Below are 18,856 nucleotides of genomic sequence, written 5' to 3'. Positions count from 1 at the left end.
CTGGCCCGGTTCCGCCAGTGGATCGAAGCCGTCATCGACACCCTCAAGGGCCAACTCGGCCTGGAGTCCCACGGCGGGCGCACCCCGGCCGGAGTCTATGCCCGCACCGGACAGCGGCTGCTGGCCCTGGCTGCGGCGATCCGCCACAACTGGGAGACCGACGCACCCGTCAAACGGTCGCTGATCGCCTACGACCACTGAAGACATCGGACTCACTCATCTAGGAGTGCGGCGTGCGGAGTCCTTGCGCGTCTTCGCTATGGGCAGGCGCGCACCACCGGCCGTTCGGGGGCGGGGTGGAACCGAGGGGCGCTCGCCGGGGCCGTGGCGCGTGGTCCGTAGGATGACCGGACCTACGGTGCCGCGCTTTTCAGGAGGACCCATGGCCGCCTTGCCACCGCACCGGAACCGCCCGTGAGAGCTGCGCCCCGCGCCGCACCGCGGGACCGCTGGCTGTGGTGGCTGCTGGTCACCGTGGTCGCCTCCCAGACCACGCTCAACCTGTGCCGCCCGCTGATCTCCTACCGGTCCGTCGCACTGGGCGCCGACGCGTTCGCGGTCGGCCTGATCACGGCGGCGTTCGCGATCCTTCCGCTGGTCGTCGCGGTCCCCCTGGGGCGGCTCAGCGACCGCCTCCGGCGCACCGCCTGGATCGTGGCCGCGGGCATCGTGCTGATGGCGCTGGCTCCGCTGCTGCTGGCCGGGTCCCAGCGGTTGGCGACCGTCGCCGCGGGCAGCGCCGTCCTGGGGCTCGGGCACCTCACCTTCATGGTCGCCGCGCAGCGGCTCGTCGCCCAGCGGTCGGCCGAAGCACGGCTCGACCGCAACTTCGGCCTGCTCACGGCGTCGGCGGCTCTCGGCCAGCTGGTGGGGCCGCTCCTCACCAGCCTACTGCTCGCCGACGCCTCCTCCGACGCCGGCCTGGAGTCCGCCACCCAGCGGGCCCTGCTCGTGGCGGCGCTGACCGCGGCGCTGGGACTGCCGGCGGTCCTCGGACTCTGGTCGGCCACCCGGCCGCGGACCGGGGACGGAGGCTCCGCGCCGCTGCCGATCGCGAACCTGCTGCGCCGGCCCGGCGTGCCCACCGGCCTGTTCACCAGCCTCGCGCTGCTGGCGGCGGTGGACCTGCTGACCGCCTACCTGCCGCTCATCGCCGAACAGCGCGGGATCACCCCGGCGGTCGTCGGAGCCCTCCTGGCGACCCGCGCGGCCGCGTCGATCCTGTCGCGCCTGCTGGTGGACCGGCTGGTACAGCGCTGGTCCCGCCGCCTGCTGATCATGGCCAGCACGCTCGGTTCCGCCGCCGCTCTCAGCGCCGTGGCGCTGCCGGTGTCGGGGACCGCGGCCATGGGGATCGCGCTCGCCCTCGGCGGCTTCCTCCTGGGCCTCGGCCAGCCGCTGACCATGACCATGGTCGTGCGCGCCGTCCCGCCCGAGACGCGCGGCACCGCCCTGTCCCTGCGCCTGTGGGGCAACCGCCTCGGCCAGGTCGCGATCCCCGCGGCCGCGGCCACCGTGGCGGGAGCCGCCGGCGCGGCCGGTGCCCTCTGGTTCGTCAGCGCCGTCCTCCTCGCGGCCACCAAGGCCGTCCACGGCTCCGCCGGCAGGCAACCGTGAGCCGGCCCCCGCCCAGGCGGTGAACACAGCGGCCCCCGCCTCGCCTGAAGACGCCCGATAGAACGCCGACCCCCACCCACCCCACCCACCCCGCCCACCACCCGCCGCAGCCCCACACCCCCGGCCGCTGACCGTCAGTGAGGAGGCTCCGACCACGGCCCTGCATCGGATCCCGTGCGGTCGGAGCGCTCTGCAAGGCCCTCGGCGGCGCCGCCCGCCGAAACCGGGCCCGGCGGGCCGTCCGGTGCGGCCCCGGTGCGCCCCGGCGGGGTGACGACCGCGTCCGGGCCGACCTCCCAGGCATGCGAGCCGAACCAGCCGCTGTCGGCCCGGTGCTCTTCCCCGGCCACGGGCTCCGCACCGTCCGGTTCGTCGCCCGCTCCCTGATACCGATCTGCGGCGGATGAGTTCGGCGCTTCCTCGTCGCGATCGGCTGCCGAGTCTTGGTCGGAGGGGACGGGCGGGCTGCCGCTCGGGTCAGCCGCTCCCGGCCCACCGTCTCGGTCGCAGTCAGCGGCCCGCAGATACCGGGCGACGTCGCCGCGTCCGGCCTCTTCGAGGAGCCTGGCGAGATCGTCGGTGAAGGCCGTGCGCGCGTCGGGATCGTCCTCTCCAGCAAGCAGGTCTAGGAATCTCTGGGCGGTGCCCCTGGGGCCCGCGTCGCTGCCGTCCTGCCGGTCGTTCACCGTGCCGACGGACGCGGCATTCGGGCCGGTTCCGCCTTCATCGCCGGTGAAACGGTCGAACATCGGAGGGCTGTGGTCCATTTCCTCCGGCCGCGGAGCCGGGTCCCACGGCGGTTCGGAGACGCTGGCACTCGGGACGCCGCCAGCCAGGTCGAGGTAGAGCCGCGGGATCTCGGTGCCGCCGACCGCGGCCGCGAGACGCGACAGGGTGCCGATCTCGCTCACCGTGTCATGGAGGTTCTCAGGGTCGCGGGCAAGCCACCACAGCACCGCCTGGCCGGGGTCGGAGAGCATATCGCTCTTCAGATACCGCCGCAGGCTGCGTTCGGCGGTGCGTTCGAGTCCGCGGATCTCCTCGTCTTTGCGGAGGTCGCGGATCCGCTGGAGACGCTCGGCGTCGTCCTCGCGCAGCTCCAGCCTCACCTCGTCCGCCCATACCTCGATTCCCGACTCGCGGTCGCGGTGCACCTGGCCCAATTCGGCGGCGAGTCGATGGCGCGTCAGCTCATGATCCTCGGGCGCCTCCTGGGAGGTGAGGGCAGCGGACATCTCCACGATCAGGCTCTTGGCGCGGCCGTCGGTGCCTGGGCCCGTGTCGCGCACAGAGCGCCAGCTGACGACCGCCGACAGCAGCACCTCGTACTCCGGGTGCGAGCTGGGCAGCCCCACTTTCGCCAAGTGCGTCCGCCGCGGCGTGACCGGCTCTTCCGCGACAGGGCGCCGGGCCGGTTCATCCCGTTCGGCGGCCCATGTCACCCCCGTCGGCGGTTGCCGACGCGAGTGGCCGCCGCCGACACCGTGCATCAGCAGCACAGCGGCTCCCGCCAGCGCGAACAGCAGGGCGACCCACAGCAGGGCCCACCAGCCCATCAGTGCTCCGACTCCGGCCGTCACCGCAGACGCGACCAGTCCGGCGGCACCCCATACGCGTCCGTCCACTGTCATCGCCCGGCCTCCCCAGCACTACCGCCGGTGCCGCGGGATGGCCGGGGACGGCGCCCCCGTGCAGCATCCAGTTTCGCGGACACGCGCTCGTACACCCGTCGCGGCGCGTCCTCCGGTGACGCGTCGCATTTCCGGCTCCAGCGCACGGCGGTGGCGGCGAGCGTCTGCCAGCGTTCCGCATCCACCGCAGCGCCTACGAGGCTGACGATCGGTTGCGGCAGTGGCGGTGCGCCCGCCCGCTCGACGTTCCGCACGCACTCGTCGAGCCACCGCACCGTGTGACGGCGCACCTCTTCGGCGTCGGCGGCCATCGCGGCGGCGAGGGCGGCGCGCTCGCGGTCGCCCGTCCCGGGCCGGTCCGCATCGTGTGCGGACAGCAGCTCCGGGGCGGTCGCCTCCCAAAGCAGATCGCGGTCCGCCTGGCGACGCTGATGCATGCGCTCCACCAGCACATCCAGCAGTGTCCGGTACACCTCGCCGGTCCTGTCTTCGCGGATCAGTTCGGCAACGGCTTCCCGCGCGGCCGCGGCGACGTCCTCGGCGGAGTTGTTCGAGAGATGTCGCAGGCGAACGATCGCCTGTCGCGGGTGCGAAGGGGCCAGGATCCGCTGGCAGACCTGGATGAGCGGGTGCGCGAAGGGGGAAGGAAGCTTGGGGAGGCTGGCCCATTCGCGGATGCGGCTGCGCGCCATCGGCGCCGCGGCCTCGTCGGTCAGGAGCACCTGCAGGACGCCGAGTGCGAGGCCGGGGCCCGCCTTCGGCTGCGCGACCCCGGTCCAGGTGAACACGGCGTCGAGCAGGCGGCGGGGTCCGCGGGTCCGCAGCTCCTGTTCGGCGAATCGTTCCACGAGCGTGGCCACTGCGGCGTGATCCAGCGTCGTACTCCCCGCGCGTGCCTGCTTGTCGCACGCGAGCACCCACGTCCCGAACGCGTCGCGCATGTCGGGGAAGTCGTCCCAGAAACGGCTGCGCAGCGCTGCCGCGTCGTCCGCGCGCCCGAAATCCACCCTGCGGTCGGGGGAGACAGAGACCGCGCGGTCCCTGAGTTGCTGGGTGAAGCCGCGCCGCGCCAGCGACGGCGAGGACGTTCGTTCAGCTCCGTCTGCACGCGGCATCAGCAGCTCGACCGCATCGAAGACCGCATCGGCGGGGCAGCCCTCGAGCATCGCGGCGGCGAGAAGGACGGCGCGCTGGCGCAGGTTCGTGCACCCGTTGATGCGCTTGCCTGCCGTGTCGTCCCGGTGCTTGATCTCGTTCACGGCTCGATCGAGGCGGGAAGCGTGGTCGGACCGGGAAGGGGAGCCGGCCCGCTTCTCGTCGTCCGCCACGCGCTTCGCGAGGTACGCGATCTCCCGCGCTGCGCAGGACGCGAGCCAGGTGTGCGCGTCGTCGCTCAGCGGCGAGGACGCGACGGTGGAGCCGTAGTACACCAGGTGGCGGTTGAGGAGTGCCGTGGAGTCAGGGCGCTCGATCTCCTCCAGGTGGTATTGATGCCGCAGCTGCGGCTCGTCGCGCTCGGAGCACACGACGACGAGCAGTCCGCCCTGCTTGGCCACCGCCTCGCGGTAATAGGGGAGTTCGTCGACGACCTCGCGAGCGACGGAGCTTTCCACCCGTGTCAGTTCCAGAAGCAGGTGCTTGTGCTCTTCCAAGGCGGTCGTGTCGAGATACGGGTCGCCGTCCCCGTCAGGGAGCAGCCGGATCGACGGAGGCGTACCGGATGCACCCGCGAGCAGCCGGATCGCCGCAGTCCTGCGGCCGCTGCCCGGGCGGCCCGACAAGACCACGGCCCCGCGTTCCGCCAAGCCCCGCTCTGCTTCGATGAAGCGGTGCGGAGGGACGAACACCTTCCGTACGTGCCCGGTCTCGTCGCGATTCACGATTCCTACGACGCGTCTGCGGGGCCGGCGCCGGTCGCGTAGTTCCTGAGCTATTTGCAGGTAGGTGTTGATTTGATTGCCGTCGCCGGTGTGCATCGGAGCGTCGGCCCCGACGGCGACGGTGCGGGCGTCGCCCGCGATCGTGCCGACCTCGCCTGACGGGGGCGGGCCGGTGGTCGGGGGAGTGGTCACCGGCCCACCCCTCCATCCTCTCCCTGCTCCTGGCTGCGGCCGCGTTCTGCGGACCCGCCCCGGTCGGCGCGGGCGCGCCGACTGCCATCGACGTCGTCGTTGTACTGGTCGCCGTCGCCCGTGTGCACCGGCCCGCTCGCGCCTGTGACCAGGGTCCGGACTCCGCCGTCGATGTTCCCGACCCCGCCGTAGCGGTTCCCGCTGTGGTCCCCTGTGTGCAGGCCGCTGTGCACCGTGCCGGCCTGGACCCCGCCGCCGGAGACCGAACCCGCCTGGTTCGCGGTGGAGCCCCGGTCGGCCGATGCGGCCTGTGCCGCTTCCGCGGCGCCGCGGGCCTCGGGAGCTCCCGACTCCCCGTCGTCGACCGGTCCTTCCGGATCCGGTTCCGACTTCCCCGCGGAGGCGCCGCTCACCGGCCATTCACCGGTCAGAGTGGAGGGCCGCGGAATATAGACATAGGCTTCACTGCGGTACTCCTTTTCCGCGATCTCGGCCCGGACGGGACTGAAGTGGCGCGGGTTCAGGGCCGCATACTCGCTCAGCACAGCGTCCTCGTACACACGGCGGGAGACGATGGTGCTGAGCAGCGTGATGTCGGGGACGGACTGGCTCAGCCCGGCGCGAACCGGCGGGGAGTCCAGCAGCCGGTGCACCTCCGTCATCGGGTTGCCCACCCCGTCCAGATGGTCGGCACCGCCGCTGTCGTGCAGCGGTCCGACCTCGACGGCGGCGCGCAGGCGCAGCCGCAGGTCCCGGTCGCGAGCGGCGAGCGGACCCTGCATCTGCTCCAGGGTGTCCTGCAGGTAGGCGAAGAACGGATGGATCAGCAGCGGCAGGTACTCGGGGGCGATGCCCAGCGCGAAGCCGTCCCCGGTGCCCTGCGGGAACCTGGCGTCGTTCCACTGGTCGGCCATGCCGGCCCTGTGGAAGGCCTCCTCCAGCGCGGAGCGGACCGAGCCGCTGATCAGGCGCTGGTCCAATGAGGAGGCGCGGCTGTAGCGCTCAGCGTCCACCGCCAGGATTGCCTGGTACGGCGGCAGCATCGGGCTTTGCGCCGGTGCGGCGCGGCGGAGATCATCAGGCATGGCCGATCGTTCCCTTCGGTCGACGCCGGGTCGGCCGGGACCCAACCGGAGCGGCTCCGGTCCCGCGCACCGACCTTCACAGGCTGGTCCGCGCTACTGTGTTCGAGACCGGACACTGGGCGCCGAATGCGGTGCGGGCTGCGTCACACCGCGCCTTCCGCGATCTCCCGGAGGCGGCCCACGTCCAGGATCGCCACGAAGCGGCGCCCCGTTCGCACCACGCCGATCGATCTCAGGCGGGCGAACTCGGCGGCCACCGATGTGCGGGACAGGCCCACCGAGTCGCCCAGTTCGCGCTGCGACAGCCCCAGCCGGATCGTCACCGCATGCCGACCTCCGTGTCCGGCGGGAGCGGGATCGACGTCGTGTCCGATGAGCGCGACCGTACGGAGCAGCATCGCCGCAAGGCGCTGGGCGGACGGCAGAGTCGCCATCTCCGCTCGCAAGGCCTCGCTCTCGGCCTGCCGGGTAACCACGTGCTGCCACAGAGCGCCCTCGGTGCCCATCTCCCGCGCCAGCGCCCGGAACCTGTCGCTGCTGAGGACCCGCGTGAGGCACGCGCCGCCCGCGGCCACGACGGTAGCGGTGCGAGGCAGACCCGACAGCGCCGAAAGCTCGCCCAATGCCTCACCTGGCCCCCGCAGCGCCAGCAGCACCTGTTCACCGTCGGGGCGCACTGTGGTGATCTTGACCGTTCCCGAGGCGAGCAGGAACACGGCGGTGTCGCGATCGCCCTGGCTGATGATGGTCTGCCCGTCGCTGTAGCGGCGGGTGGCGCCCGCTTGAAGGAGCTTGCGCCACGCGTCGTCCGGCAACCGGCCGCCGAAGCCCTGTCTGGTCAATCCGTTCCCCCTCCGCGCGTCCGGGGACTTCCGTCGGAAGCGTTCCCGTGGCGCGGTGGCGCGGTCACGGTGCGTTGGTGGGTGGCCGGATCCGGACGTGGCGGCCGGTCCGCGGTGGTCGGGGGACTGGGCGGCACGGGGAGCGGGTGGTGTCGGTGGGGTTCCGGCTGTGCCGCGTGCCGGCAGGTGCCGCTCGGCGGCTCGGGGAGGCGGCGGACCGCTTCACGGCCTCGGCGGGAGTAGCCTCCTTGCCGGTGCCGGAGGAGTCCCGCCGGCGCATCCGCGGCGGACGGCGGCCGCGCTCGTGCGGCGAGCTTCCCGCCGTCCGCGCCGGAGCGCGCGCACCGGGGACCGGCCCGGCCCGCCCGCAACCGTCTCCGCGTCTTACCAGGGAGCGCACATGGCCACCGTGTACGGCACCGCCGTGGACATCACCACCGAGGACGGCGTCGCCGACGCCTACCTCGCCCACCCCGACGACGGCGGCACCCATCCCGGCGTCCTGCTCTACATGGACGCGTTCGGGCTGCGCGCTCAGCTCAAGCGGATGGCGACCCGCCTGGCCGCGGCCGGCTACACGGTGCTGGTGCCCAACGTCTACTACCGCCACGGGCGCTCGCCGGTCGTCGAGATTCCGGAGTTCATCGACCCCTCCAACCGCCCGGAGATCTTCGAGAGGCTCGGTCCGATCATGCAGTCGCTCACGCCCGAGCAGGTGGTGCGCGACGCCGGCGCCTACCTGGACCGCCTGGCCGAGGTCCCCCAGGCCACCGCCGGGCCGGCGGGCGTCGTCGGCTACTGCATGGGCGCGATCCTGTCCCTGCGCACGGCCGCCACCCACGCCGATCGAGTGGCCGCGGCGGCCGGATTCCACGGCGCCAACCTGGCCCCCGACGCTCCTGACGGCCCGCACCTGCTTGCCGACCGCATCACGGCCGAGCTGTACTTCGGCCACGCCGACAAGGACCACGCGATGCCGCCCGAGCAGATCGACCGCCTCGACCGGGCCCTGACCGCGGCGGGCGTGTGCTTCACGTCCGAGGTCTACGAGGGCGCGCAGCACGGCTACACCCAGGCCGACACCGCCGCATACGACGAGGCGGCGACCGAGCGCCACTGGAAGGCGCTGCTGGACCTGTTCGGCCGCACCCTCTGAGCGCCCGCTCCCCGCGGCGCCCGCCCCCGGCGGCGCCCGCCCCGGGACCCCGCGCGCCGAGTAGCCGGCGTGCGTGTGCGTCCCGGGGCGGCCGTGTGCCGTCCGCGGCGTGCCGCGGGAGGGGCCGGCCCCGGCGCGACCGGCCGCCCCGCACCGCCGCGTGTTCCGGGTAGGGGAGTGGAGGAGGCGCCCAGCCCGTCCACCCCGGCTCCGGGGCAGGCCAGAGCGCTTTCCAAAACATTCCGGAAATTGAGCCGCGAAAGTTCTGGAAAGCGGCCGAAATTTTTCATTACCATGGAATCGCTTTCAAGCCTGATTCCGGCCCGTGCAACGCACATCCACCCCTACCGGGAGTCAGCATGCGCCTACACACACCCGGCCGCCGCCCTCGCGGCGGTGCCGCGGGCGGGTCGGAACGGCGTACATCCCCCAATCCGGTGCGAACCGGCGGGTACGCGGCCCGGCGCGCCCTTGGCCGCCGGGCCGCCGCTCTCGGCTGCGCGCCATCCCATGGAGGTCCGAATGCGCTTCCGCCGATACGGGCCGCGGGCCTGGGCGGGCGCGGCCTGCGTCACCGCCCTGACCCTGGCCGCCACCCTCACGCCCCAGGCCGGCGCCCTCGCCGACGAGGACGACGGCGCCGACTGCCCGGTGCCCGATCCGGGGCAGACGTCCGAGGCCCTGCTGCCCGACCCCTTCACGAAGCTGGACGGCACCCGGATCAGCACCACGTCCGAATGGCGGTGCCGCCGCGCCGAGATCAAGGAGCTGGCGGAGAGCTCCGTCTACGGCCAGAAGCCCGCGCCGCCGGACAGCGTCAGCGGCACCGTCTCCGGCTCCGGCATCACCGTGAACGTGACCGACCAGGGCCGCAGCACCAGCTTCTCGGCCGGCGTCGACCTGCCGAGCGGCTCCGGCCCGTTCCCCGCCGTCGTCGTCCTCGGCGGGCTCGGAGCCGACACCCAGACGATCACGTCCTCCGGCGCCGCCGTAATCGACTTCGACCCCTTCGCGGTCGGCGCCGAGGGCACCTCGCGAAACAGCAAGCAGGGCGCGTTCTACGACCTCTACGGCTCCTCCAGCGGCACTGGGCTGCTGATGGCCTGGTCCTGGGGCATCAGCCGGATCATCGACGTCATCGAGCAGTCCGGCGGCAGCGTCCTGCGCGCCGACGGCACCGGTGTCACCGGCTGCTCCCGGTTCGGCAAGGGCGCCTTCGTGGCCGGCGCGTTCGACCAGCGCATCGACCTGACCATGCCCGTAGAGTCGGGCACCGCCGGCGTCCCCGCCTTCCGCTCGGTCGCCCAGGAGGACGGCGCGCAGCCGCTGAGCAGCGCCTACGGTGAGCAGCCCTGGCTGGGCGACGCTTTCAGCTCCTACACCGGCAACCCGGCCGCCCTTCCCGTGGACACGCACGAGATCGTGGGCATGGTCGCGCCGCGGGGCCTGCTCATCATGGAGAACCCGCACGTGGACTGGCTGGGCGCCACGTCCGGCAGCGTGGCCGCCCTGGGCGGGCGCGAGGTCTACCGGGCGCTCGGGGCAGGGGAGAACATCTCCTACATATCCGACGTCCAGGACGGCACCCACTGCGCCACCAGGTCGCAATGGCAGGGCCCGATGCGGCAGAGCATCGAGCGGTTCCTGCTGGACTCGGGCAGCGCGCCGGGCGCGTTCCGGATCTCGCCCAGCGAGTCCGGCGACCTCTCCGCCTGGCGGAACTGGCAGACGCCGACACTCACCGACGACGGCGGCGACCCCGGCGACGGGGGAGACCCGGGAGACGGGGGAGACGACCCCGGTGACGGCGGCGATCCGGGCGGCAGCGGCACCTGCACCGCCGCCTACCAGACGGTCAACTCCTGGTCCGGCGGCTACCAGGGCGAGGTGACGGTGCGCAACGACACCCCCGGTGCACTCGACGGCTGGAGCGTCGACATGTCCCTGGCGCCCGGGCAGTCCCTCAGCAACATCTGGAACGGCGAGAGCTCCGGCACCAGCGGCGACATCACGGTGACCAACACGCAGTGGAACGGCGCACTCCCCGCCGACGGCAGCGTCACCTTCGGTTTCGTCGCCTCCGGCTCGACCACCGAACCCAGCGGCCTCAGCTGCTCCGGTTCCTGACCGGCTGCGACCGCGACGGCGGAGTCCCGACTCGGCGCCGCACCGGCCGCCGGGGCGGGACCCCGGTTCGCACCCGCCCGCGGCTACCGGGCGGGTGCGCGCCGGGCCGCCGACACCCCTGCGACCGCGCCCCAGAACAGCACCGCGACACCGGTGAGCACGGCGGCGACCGCCGGATAGCCGGTGTCCGCCGCCAGCCAGGCGGCGCCGACCGGCCCGGCGAGGCCCACGGCGCCCCACCCGCTGAACACCAGCCCGTAGGCGGCGCCGAACCTGTCGGCGGGCACGGCTTCGGCGACCGCCATCGGCGTGAGGACCGAGACGGCGCCGTACTGGGCGCCCAGGACCCCCAGCGCCGCGAGCGTGCCGCCGGGACCGTCGGCCAGGGCCAGCGTCAGGCACGCCCCGACGAGCACTGCCGCCGCGGCGTGCAGGGCCGGGACATGGCCGATCCGGTCGGCGATCGGCCCCGCGGCCAGCCGCCCGGCGAAGTTGCCCGCGTTGAGCAGGGCCACCGCCGCCACCGCGAGCTCCGGCGCCCCGGCGAATCCGCCCGCGTGCCCGAACGCGACCAGCGCCGGCGCACTGCCCAGCCAGAACATCGCCCACGCCGCGAGGATCGGTCGGCTGTAGGGGCGCAGCGCCGGGGGCCGCGGCGCGCCCGGTGCTCGCGGCGGCGCGGAGCGGGCCGGCGGCACCGCTCCGGGCAGCAGGGCGCTCGCGCACGCCGTCAGGCAGCCGAGCAGGACCGCGAGGGCCGCGAACATCCCGGTGCGCCCCACCGTCTCCAGCAGGACGCCGACGACCGGGGCCAGCACGACCGCGCCGGCGGCGTAGGCGCTGACCACCACCGCCACCGCACTCCCGCGCCTGGTCGCGGAGGTCCCGGCGACGCGGACGGCGGTGGCGTAGCCGAGTCCCGTCGATCCGCCCAGCACGACGCCGAAGCCGAGCACGAGGACCGGCAGCGACACCGCCAGCCCGGCCGTCGCCAAGCCCACGACCACCCCCGCGCCGACGGCCAGGGCGAGCCGCCGCGGCGCCACCGCGTCGGCGACCCGCCCGCCCGCGAGCACGCCGGCGGTGAAGGACGCCAGGCCGACGGCATAGGCCAGGCTCAGCTGCGGGCCCGGCACGCCCAGCTCGGCGGAGAGCGTGCGGCTGAAGGCGTCCCAGAGGAACAGCGGGCCGACCGCGAAATCGAGCAGCACCGCTCCGGCCAACGCCCGCCGCGCCGGGCTCACCACGTCCCACAACCCATCCGTCGCTCCGGCCCGCCGCTCCCAGTCTCGGAGCCGCCGTCCCAGGCCGCAAGGATGCCGCCGCGCGGCGTCCGGAGAACAGGCCGGCCCCGGCCGAGTCCGGGTGGAGAGGTGAGAGGCCCGCGCGGATGGTCGGCCACCGTCGGCGGCGGTGTCCGCGGGGCGCCGCCCGCGGACCGCCCACCGCGGCCGGCCGGCGCGCGGTCTGGAGACGAAGGACACATTCCCGGGGGGTACGCGGGCGTTTAGCGCGCGGTTCCCGCGGTCGCGGCGCCGGAGAAGGCACGGCACACGGGCCCCGGACCGCTGCGGCCCGCGGCCCCAGGCGACCGCCCGGCGGCCGCCGCTGTGGCGGCCGGTCCGTCCGTTCCGCGCAGGTCGGAGCGGGTGCGGGGTGGTTCCGGGGTGCCGGTGCGGGCGGTGCGCCCGGCGCCCGGCGAGAAGGCACCGGTGCCCTTCTGCGGCCGCCGGCCGCTCCGAGCGGCGCCGCCCCTCCGGTGCAGCCCGGACACTCCGGATGCGAAGAACCGCGCGGGGGGAATACCTGATGCTGTAGGTTGTTCTACTGAGCGATCGTGCGTTTTCGTTGTACGAATTTGACTTCGTGTATTGCGCTCGCAGTCTTCAACGCGAGTGATCCTGCAGCCAGGGATGGTGGGTGGGCGCTCTGAAAGCGATCGCGGATCCGGAAAATCGGATTCGACCCGTCGACCTGCCAGGAGGCAGTCATGGCTCAGGGAACAGTCAAGTGGTTCAACGGCGAAAAAGGCTTCGGCTTCATCAGCCAGGATGAGGGCGGCCCGGACGTCTTCGTCCACTACAGCAACATCGACGGCAGCGGCTTCCGCAACCTCGATGAGAACCAGCGCGTCGAGTTCGACGTCACGCAGGGCCCCAAGGGCCCGCAGGCCGAGCGCGTCCGCGCGGTGTAGTGGCGGCGCGGCCCCGGTAGACCGGACGCTCCGCGCCATCCAGCACTGACACTGCCCCCGCCGTCCGCGGCGGGGGCAGTCGTCGTTTCACCGGGCCGCCGCACCGCTTCGCGCTCTGCGCGGGGGCGGCGGCACGGTCAGCCGGACTCGGGGGCGAACGGCTGGAACAGCTCCACCGCGTTGCCGGCCGGGTCCTCCACGAGGACCTGCGTGCCGCCGCGGCCGGTGACGACGTCGCCGCGGAACCGCACCCCGGCGGAGCGCAGCGTTTCGACCACCGCGGCGAGGTCCTCGACCCGCAGCTGGATGCGGTTCCACCCGCCGGGCCGGGGCGTTCGGCCGTCGGGCACCGGCTGGGCCGCACCGCCCGGACCGGACGCGGCGCTGGCCAGCAGCCGCAGGTCCCCGCGCGCGAGTACCGCGAAGCCGGGCCCCGGCCTGGCCTCCACGGTGAACCCCAGGTGCAGGCGGTAGAACTCGACGGCGGCGTCGACGTCGTCGACGATGTAGCGCACGTGGACCGTCGCCATGGCGACCCCCTCCCACTCGCAGCCGCGGAGCGCGCGACGGTCACGCACCTACCCGGCCTGTGCTCAGGCGAACCGGCGGCGGTGGGTGATCCTCCGCCCGCTCCCGCCCCCTCGCCCGCCTTCCCCGCCGCCCCCGCCCGCGGGAACCGCGGAGGACGCGGCGTGCGACGGCTCCCCTCGTGCATCCGCTGCGGTGCCGCGGGCGCGCACGGGTGCGGGCATTGCGCGGAGCCCCGGTGACGCCTACGCTCATTAGAGGACGGAACGTGCTCTAAGATTCGGCGAGTCCCGGCGGGGCCGCTCGCGGCCACCGGCGCGGTGCTCCCGCCGGGCGAGACCCCTCGCCGAGGTGGCGTCCGCCCCCGCGGGGGAGTTCGGGGCCGCGAGGGCGCCCGAGCCGGACGACCTCCCGACCGAGGAGTGGATGATGACGACCCCGCAGCAGGACCGCGCCACGCAGGGGGGCGAGCCGCGGCGCGCCGCCGGGCAGGCTGCCGGGCAGCAGCGGCCGCGCCCCGCTCCGCGGGACGGCGCGCGCGGCGGGCGCGGTGACGTGCCGGGTGGGGTCCGGCCGCTGAGCGCCTTCGGCGCCGCCGATCTCGACAGCGCCGGCGGCAAGGGGGCCAACCTCGGCGCGCTGCTGCAGGCCGGATACCCGGTGCCCGACGGGTTCGTGGTCACCACCGCCGCCTACGCCCGGGTGCTGGAACGCGGCGGCCTGGCCGACCGCATCGCGGCCCGCCTCGCTGAGGCGCAGACCGCCGACGGGGTGGACGCCGCGGCGGCCGGGGCCGCCGTCCGCGCGGAGATCGCCGCCGCGCAGGTCCCCGCCGAGCTGCGCGCGGCCGTTACCGCCGCCTACTCCGCCCTCGGCGGCGGCCCGGTGGCTGTGCGGTCCAGCGCGACCGCGGAGGACCTGCCCGGCGCCGCATTCGCGGGGCAGCAGGACACCTACCTCAACGTCGCCGGCGCCGACGCGGTCGTCGACGCGGTCCGCGACTGCTGGGCGTCGCTGTGGACCGACCGCGCCATCGCCTACCGGCACCGCCTGGGTCTGGAGTCCGCGCAGGTGCGCATCGCGGTGGTGGTGCAGGCCATGGCCGAGGCCGAGGCCGCCGGGGTCATGTTCACGGCGAACCCGGTCACCGGGTCCCGGGAGGAGCTGGTGGTCGACGCCAGCCCCGGCCTGGGCGAAGCCGTGGTCTCCGGCGCGGTCACCCCCGACCACTACGTCCTGGACCCCGGCGGCGCCGTCCGCACCTTCAGGCCCGGCCGCCGCGAGGTCGTCGTCCGTGCGGCGCAGGGCGGCGGGACCGTCGAGGAAGCCGGGACGGGGGCCGCCGACGGCCGGCGGAGCCTGCCGCAGGAGGCGCTCACCGAGCTCGCCGCCCTGGGGGCCTCGGTGGCCGGCTTCTTCGGCCGCCCGCAGGACACGGAATGGGCCTACGCCGACGGCCGGATCGTGCTCCTGCAGTCGCGGCCGCTCACCGCGCTGCCGCCGGCCCCCGTCCGGATGAACCGCTTCCAGCGCTTCATGGCACCCACCCTCTACGAGATGTTCACCGTGCGCCCCTACCCGCTGGACGTGACGGCCTGGATCCTGCCCGGCCCCGGGCGCATGGTGCAGGAGATGATGACCGAGCTGCCCGGCGCTCGCCTGGACTTCGCGGCCATACTGCCCGAGGTGGACGGCGTGGTCGACCGCTTCGCCCCGCCCGCGCCCCGGCCCACGTGGCGCACGCTCACCGCCCCGGTCCGCCTGGCCTCGCGGATCCGCCGCTACGACCCCGCCGCCTGGCGCGGCGATCCCCGGCTCGCGGAGTTCGAGCGGCGCGTGGCCGACCTGGAGTCCGACCGCCTCGCGGACCTCGCTTGGCGCGACCTGATGCGGATCCCGCACCGCGTGGCCGCCGCGGTGGATCTGGCCACCGCCCTCCGGGTGGACTACCTGCCGGCCGCCGGACTGGCGCTGGTCCGGCTGCGGCTGGCGCTGCGCCGCCTCGGCCTGAGCGCACTCTTCGCCGACCTGGTCGCGGGCTCGCGCACCCGCACGACGGACTGCAACCTCGCGCTGAACGAGCTGGCCCGGCGGGTCGACGCCGATCCCGTGCTGGCCTCGTCGTTCGCCGCCGGAGATCCGCAGGCCCTGGTGGAGCGCGTGCGCGAGGCCCCGGAGTTCGCCGGGTTCCGGGAGGCGCTGGACGGCTTCCTGGCGGAGTACGGCCACCGCGAGACGGCGAGCGCGCTGCTGCTCTCTGCCCCGACCTGGATCGACGCCCCCGCGGTCGTCCTCGGCGCCGTCCAGGGCCTCGTCGGCGGCGGCGCGGACCCGCGCCCCGTCGATCCGCCGCGCCGGGCCGTGGAACAGGTGCTCGACCACCCGCGCCTGCGCGACCGGCCGCGCGCCCGAGCGCGGATGCGGCGGCGCGTGGAGGCCGCCCGCACCGGAACAGCGTTCCGGGAGGACACCCACTTCGAGTTCACCCGGGTGCTGCCCGTGCTGCGGCGCGCGGTGCTGGAGGCGGGCCGGCGCCTGGCCGCGGCGGGGGTCCTGCCCGCGCCCGAGGACGTGTGGCATCTGCGCCTGGAGGAGCTGGAGCGGCTGGACGCGCCGGAGCGTGTCGCCGCCGACAGGGCCGGGGCGCTGCGCGAGCGCGTGCGGCTGCGTGCGGCGCGCCGCTCGGAGTACGCCGGGGCGCCCATGATCGCGGCGACCACGCTGTTCCCCGACTCCGCGGACCCCGGCGACGCCCTGGCGACGGGCACGCCCGGCGGAGGCGGCCGGGCGACCGGCAGGGTCCGGGTCGTCCTCGACGGTGACGCGTTCGGGAGCCTGCAGGCGGGGGAGATCCTGGTCTGCCCCTACACCAACCCGTCATGGACGCCGCTGTTCCAGCGCGCCGGCGGGGTCGTGGTCGACACCGGAGGGCCCGCCTCCCACGCCGCGATCGTGGCCCGGGAGTACGGCATACCGGCGGTGCTCGGCACCGGCTCGGGGACCGCGGCGCTGGCCGACGGGCAGGCGGTGGCGGTGGACGGCGACCGCGGCCGCGTGACGGCGGCCGGCGGGCGGGAGTCGCCGTGACGGTGCTCCGGCGCCGGTGCCGCACGCGCCCGGCTGAGCGGCGGGCGCGCGGGTGCGGCGCCCGGGGGCCGGTATGCGAGCCGCCGCCCGCGGCGCGCCGCGACGCCGGGGCATGGTGCAGGATGGCGGTGATCCGGCCCCACAGGCCGACCGCGCCGTCCCGCACGGAAGGAGCGAGGAGCATGGAGTCCGCGGCCTCCGGCACCGACCACCGCAGGCGCCCGCGGCGCCGCGGCGCCGCGCTGCACGACGCGATCGTCCAGGCGGTCGTGGCCGAACTGGCGGAGGTCGGCTACGCGGGACTCACCATGGAGGGCGTCGCCGAACGGGCCCAGGCGAGCAAGGGCTCGCTGTACCGCCGCTGGCCCGGGAAGCTGCAACTGGTGATGGACACCGCCTACCACCTTCTGCCCGAGCCCGCCGACGTCGCCGACACCGGCACCCTGCGCGGCGACCTGCTCGCGATGCTGCGCCTGGTCAACGACAACCTCGCCGGCCCTGCGGGCCAGGCGATGCGCGGAGTGATCAGTGAGGTGCTCCAGGACGACACCCGCGCGGCGCAGGTGCGCGCCCGCGCCCGCGGCACCAGCGTCGCCGCTGTGCGCGAGGTGGTCCGGCGCGCCGACGCCCGCGGCGAGATCGACGGCCGGGCGGTGACGGAGCGCCAGCTGGAGACCGGCCACGCCCTGTTGCGCTACCACTTCCTGTCCCACGGCGGCCCCGTCGCCGACGAGGTCGTCACCGGCATCGTGGACGAGGTCCTGCTCCCCCTGTTCCGGGCCCGGTAGCGTCCGCGCGTCCGCACCTCCGGCGGGGTCATCGGGCCGGCCGGCGTCGCCGCGCGCACGGGTGCGCCGCCGTGGGAGCGCCGGGACCACGCGCACCGGCGCGCCCGCCTGGCAGGTCTCGGCGCCGGTCGGCCACGGCTTCGCGCGAGGGCGGCCGGTGCGGCCCGCATCCGCCGCTGCGGGACCCCTGTGCCAGGGGTGCGCCGGAACGACCACGACGGCGGACCGATGAGGACCGGTGCGCATCCGGCGCGGCTTCGCCACGGTGAGCGGCGCGCCGCTCCCGCCGAGCGCGGCCACCGCCCCCGTGCTGATGGGGCGCGCGGTTTGTGCTCGTGCCGGGCCTGTCACCGGCGCGGGCGCTGCGCGGCCCCCTTTGTGGACGGGCGGGGGCGTCTCGTCTTTCTTCGCTTGTTGTGCGCTTTGCGGAGTCGCTGCATGGTGGTGGCGGCTCGGTTCGCCGGGTCGGCGGTGCCGCCACGGGGCGGCTGGTGTCCTCTGTGGCGTGTCACCAGGTGACGGGCACCGTGGCGGGGCCGCCGTCGGTCTGGCCGCGGACCCAGACCAGCTCCTCTACCGCGGCTCCCAGCCGGAGGCCGGGCAGGCGCCGGGCGAGGGAGGCCAGCGCCGCCCCGAGCTCGATCCGGGCCGGCGCCGCACCGAGGCAGTGGTGCGGACCGCGGCCGAAGGACAGGTGCGGGCTCGCGGACCGCCGCTCCGGCAGGAAGCGGTCCGGGTCGGAGAAGTGCGCCGGATCGCGGTTGGCCGCCTCCAGCCGGACCAGGACCGCGTCTCCCGCCGCGATCGCGACGCCGTCCAGTTCGAGGTCGGTGTGGGCCCAGCGCGGGAACGGCTCGGCGATCACCCCGGCCTCCAGGCGCAGGATTTCCTCCACGACGGCGGCCACCTCCTCGGCCCCGGCATCGGCGAGCCCGGCCAGCCGCCCCTCGGTGAGGAGCTGGATCACGCCGACGGAGATGGCGTTGCGGGTCGTCTGGTAGCCCGCGGCGACGAGGGTGGTGGCCATCGCGGTGAGCTCTTCGCCGCTGAGCCGGCCGTCGTCGGCGTCGCGTACCGAGATCAGGGCGCTGAGCAGGTCGTCTCCGAGATCCTCGCGTTTGGCGGCGACCAGCCCGGAGGCGTAGCCGGTGAGGTCGTCCCACGCCTTCATCGCCGCGGCCGCCTGCTCCTCGTCGTCCAGGGAGAAGAAGTCCACGGAGCCGGCCGCCTCGGCCAGCGCGCTGAAGCGCTCGCGCTCCCCGATCTCCACGCCGATCAGTTCGCCGATCACCGCCAGCGACAGCGGGGATGCCAGTCCCGCGACGAGGTCCGCGGGCGGGCCGGCGTCGGCGAACGCGTCGACGTGCGCGGCGGCCAGCTCCTCGATGCGCGGACGCACGGCCGCGACGCTGCGGGGCGTGAAGGCCTTGGCGACCAGTCGGCGCAGGCGGGTGTGGGCATCGCCGTCCTGAAACAGCGTGTCGTTTCCGGGTTCGGCGGCGCCGGACGGGGTCATCCCCAGCCGCGGGTCGGCCAGCGCCGCGGCCACGGCCTCGTAGGAGGTGACCAGCCACGCGCGCCGCCCGTCGGGGGCGGTCACCCGGGCGACGGGCTCGCTGCGGCGCAGCTCGGCGTAGGCAGGCGGCGGGTCCAGCGGGCGGGGCCGGTCGAAGGGCAGCCTGCGGTCGGTGTCAGACATGGCAAAAGCCTCTCTGGTGACGGCACGGGT

General features: G+C 74.7%; 13 protein-coding genes and 1 pseudogene. 7 read left to right on the top strand and 7 right to left on the bottom strand.

Annotated elements, in window-relative coordinates:
- Together ABD284_RS25200 and ABD284_RS25195 are read left to right on the top strand one after the other, a co-directional pair.
- Nucleotides 1–201, top strand: a pseudogene (locus tag ABD284_RS25200) (IS982 family transposase); the annotation flags it as partial.
- Between the two features lie 213 nt (nt 202–414).
- Nucleotides 415–1,617 carry an MFS transporter gene (locus ABD284_RS25195; protein WP_344148798.1) on the top strand — a complete coding sequence of 401 codons (1,203 nt, stop codon included), beginning with the start codon at nt 415–417 and terminating at the stop codon, nt 1,615–1,617.
- 134 nt (nt 1,618–1,751) lie between these two features.
- Here ABD284_RS25195 and ABD284_RS25190 read toward each other — a convergent pair whose 3' ends face one another.
- The 4 genes from ABD284_RS25190 to ABD284_RS25175 all read right to left on the bottom strand — a co-directional run bounded on the left by ABD284_RS25190 (nt 1,752) and on the right by ABD284_RS25175 (nt 7,247).
- Nucleotides 1,752–3,116 (bottom strand): hypothetical protein, encoded by a 1,365-nt coding sequence (locus tag ABD284_RS25190; RefSeq protein WP_344148795.1) that lies wholly within the window; start codon nt 3,114–3,116, stop codon nt 1,752–1,754.
- Nucleotides 3,117–3,244: 128 nt separating this feature from the next.
- Complete coding sequence (locus ABD284_RS25185; protein ID WP_344148792.1) at nt 3,245–5,320, bottom strand: hypothetical protein; 2,076 nt, start codon at nt 5,318–5,320, stop codon at nt 3,245–3,247.
- Entirely contained in the window at nt 5,317–6,405 is a 1,089-nt protein-coding gene (locus ABD284_RS25180; RefSeq protein ID WP_344148789.1) for a hypothetical protein, read from the bottom strand. The genes ABD284_RS25185 and ABD284_RS25180 overlap by 4 nt, the downstream gene beginning before the upstream one ends.
- Before the next feature lie 143 nt (nt 6,406–6,548).
- On the bottom strand, nt 6,549–7,247 hold the full coding sequence (locus tag ABD284_RS25175; protein WP_344148786.1) for a Crp/Fnr family transcriptional regulator: 699 nt from the start codon (nt 7,245–7,247) through the stop codon (nt 6,549–6,551).
- Between the two features lie 400 nt (nt 7,248–7,647).
- Here ABD284_RS25175 and ABD284_RS25170 point away from each other — a divergent pair, with 400 nt between their 5' ends.
- Together ABD284_RS25170 and ABD284_RS25165 are read left to right on the top strand one after the other, a co-directional pair.
- A complete protein-coding gene (locus tag ABD284_RS25170) occupies nt 7,648–8,403 on the top strand; it encodes a dienelactone hydrolase family protein (RefSeq protein WP_344148783.1) in 756 nt (251 codons plus the stop codon).
- 522 nt (nt 8,404–8,925) lie between these two features.
- Entirely contained in the window at nt 8,926–10,530 is a 1,605-nt protein-coding gene (locus ABD284_RS25165; RefSeq protein WP_344148780.1) for a glucuronyl esterase domain-containing protein, read from the top strand.
- Between the two features lie 83 nt (nt 10,531–10,613).
- On the opposite strand, the gene ABD284_RS25160 is transcribed toward ABD284_RS25165, so the two are convergent.
- Complete coding sequence (locus ABD284_RS25160; RefSeq protein ID WP_344148777.1) at nt 10,614–11,741, bottom strand: MFS transporter; 1,128 nt, start codon at nt 11,739–11,741, stop codon at nt 10,614–10,616.
- Nucleotides 11,742–12,520: 779 nt separating this feature from the next.
- Between ABD284_RS25160 and ABD284_RS25155 the strand changes: the two genes are divergently transcribed.
- On the top strand, nt 12,521–12,724 hold the full coding sequence (locus tag ABD284_RS25155; RefSeq protein ID WP_311547695.1) for a cold-shock protein: 204 nt from the start codon (nt 12,521–12,523) through the stop codon (nt 12,722–12,724).
- Nucleotides 12,725–12,861: 137 nt separating this feature from the next.
- Here ABD284_RS25155 and ABD284_RS25150 read toward each other — a convergent pair whose 3' ends face one another.
- Nucleotides 12,862–13,254 carry a VOC family protein gene (locus ABD284_RS25150; protein ID WP_344148772.1) on the bottom strand — a complete coding sequence of 131 codons (393 nt, stop codon included), beginning with the start codon at nt 13,252–13,254 and terminating at the stop codon, nt 12,862–12,864.
- A gap of 427 nt (nt 13,255–13,681) precedes the next feature.
- Here ABD284_RS25150 and ABD284_RS25145 point away from each other — a divergent pair, with 427 nt between their 5' ends.
- Both ABD284_RS25145 and ABD284_RS25140 read left to right on the top strand, forming a co-directional pair.
- Nucleotides 13,682–16,339 carry a PEP/pyruvate-binding domain-containing protein gene (locus tag ABD284_RS25145; protein ID WP_344148769.1) on the top strand — a complete coding sequence of 886 codons (2,658 nt, stop codon included), beginning with the start codon at nt 13,682–13,684 and terminating at the stop codon, nt 16,337–16,339.
- A 182-nt stretch (nt 16,340–16,521) separates the two neighbouring features.
- Nucleotides 16,522–17,127, top strand: a complete 606-nt coding sequence (locus ABD284_RS25140; protein ID WP_344148766.1) for a TetR/AcrR family transcriptional regulator — start codon at nt 16,522–16,524, stop codon at nt 17,125–17,127.
- 508 nt (nt 17,128–17,635) lie between these two features.
- On the opposite strand, the gene ABD284_RS25135 is transcribed toward ABD284_RS25140, so the two are convergent.
- A complete protein-coding gene (locus ABD284_RS25135) occupies nt 17,636–18,826 on the bottom strand; it encodes a cytochrome P450 (RefSeq protein ID WP_344148763.1) in 1,191 nt (396 codons plus the stop codon).
- Nucleotides 18,827–18,856 lie beyond the last annotated feature (30 nt).

This window comes from Streptomonospora arabica (assembly GCF_039531585.1).
Lineage (GTDB): Bacteria > Actinomycetota > Actinomycetes > Streptosporangiales > Streptosporangiaceae > Streptomonospora > Streptomonospora halophila.
The sequence above is the reverse complement of the archived record's forward strand: the minus strand, read 5'-3'. Positions and strand labels throughout refer to the sequence as shown.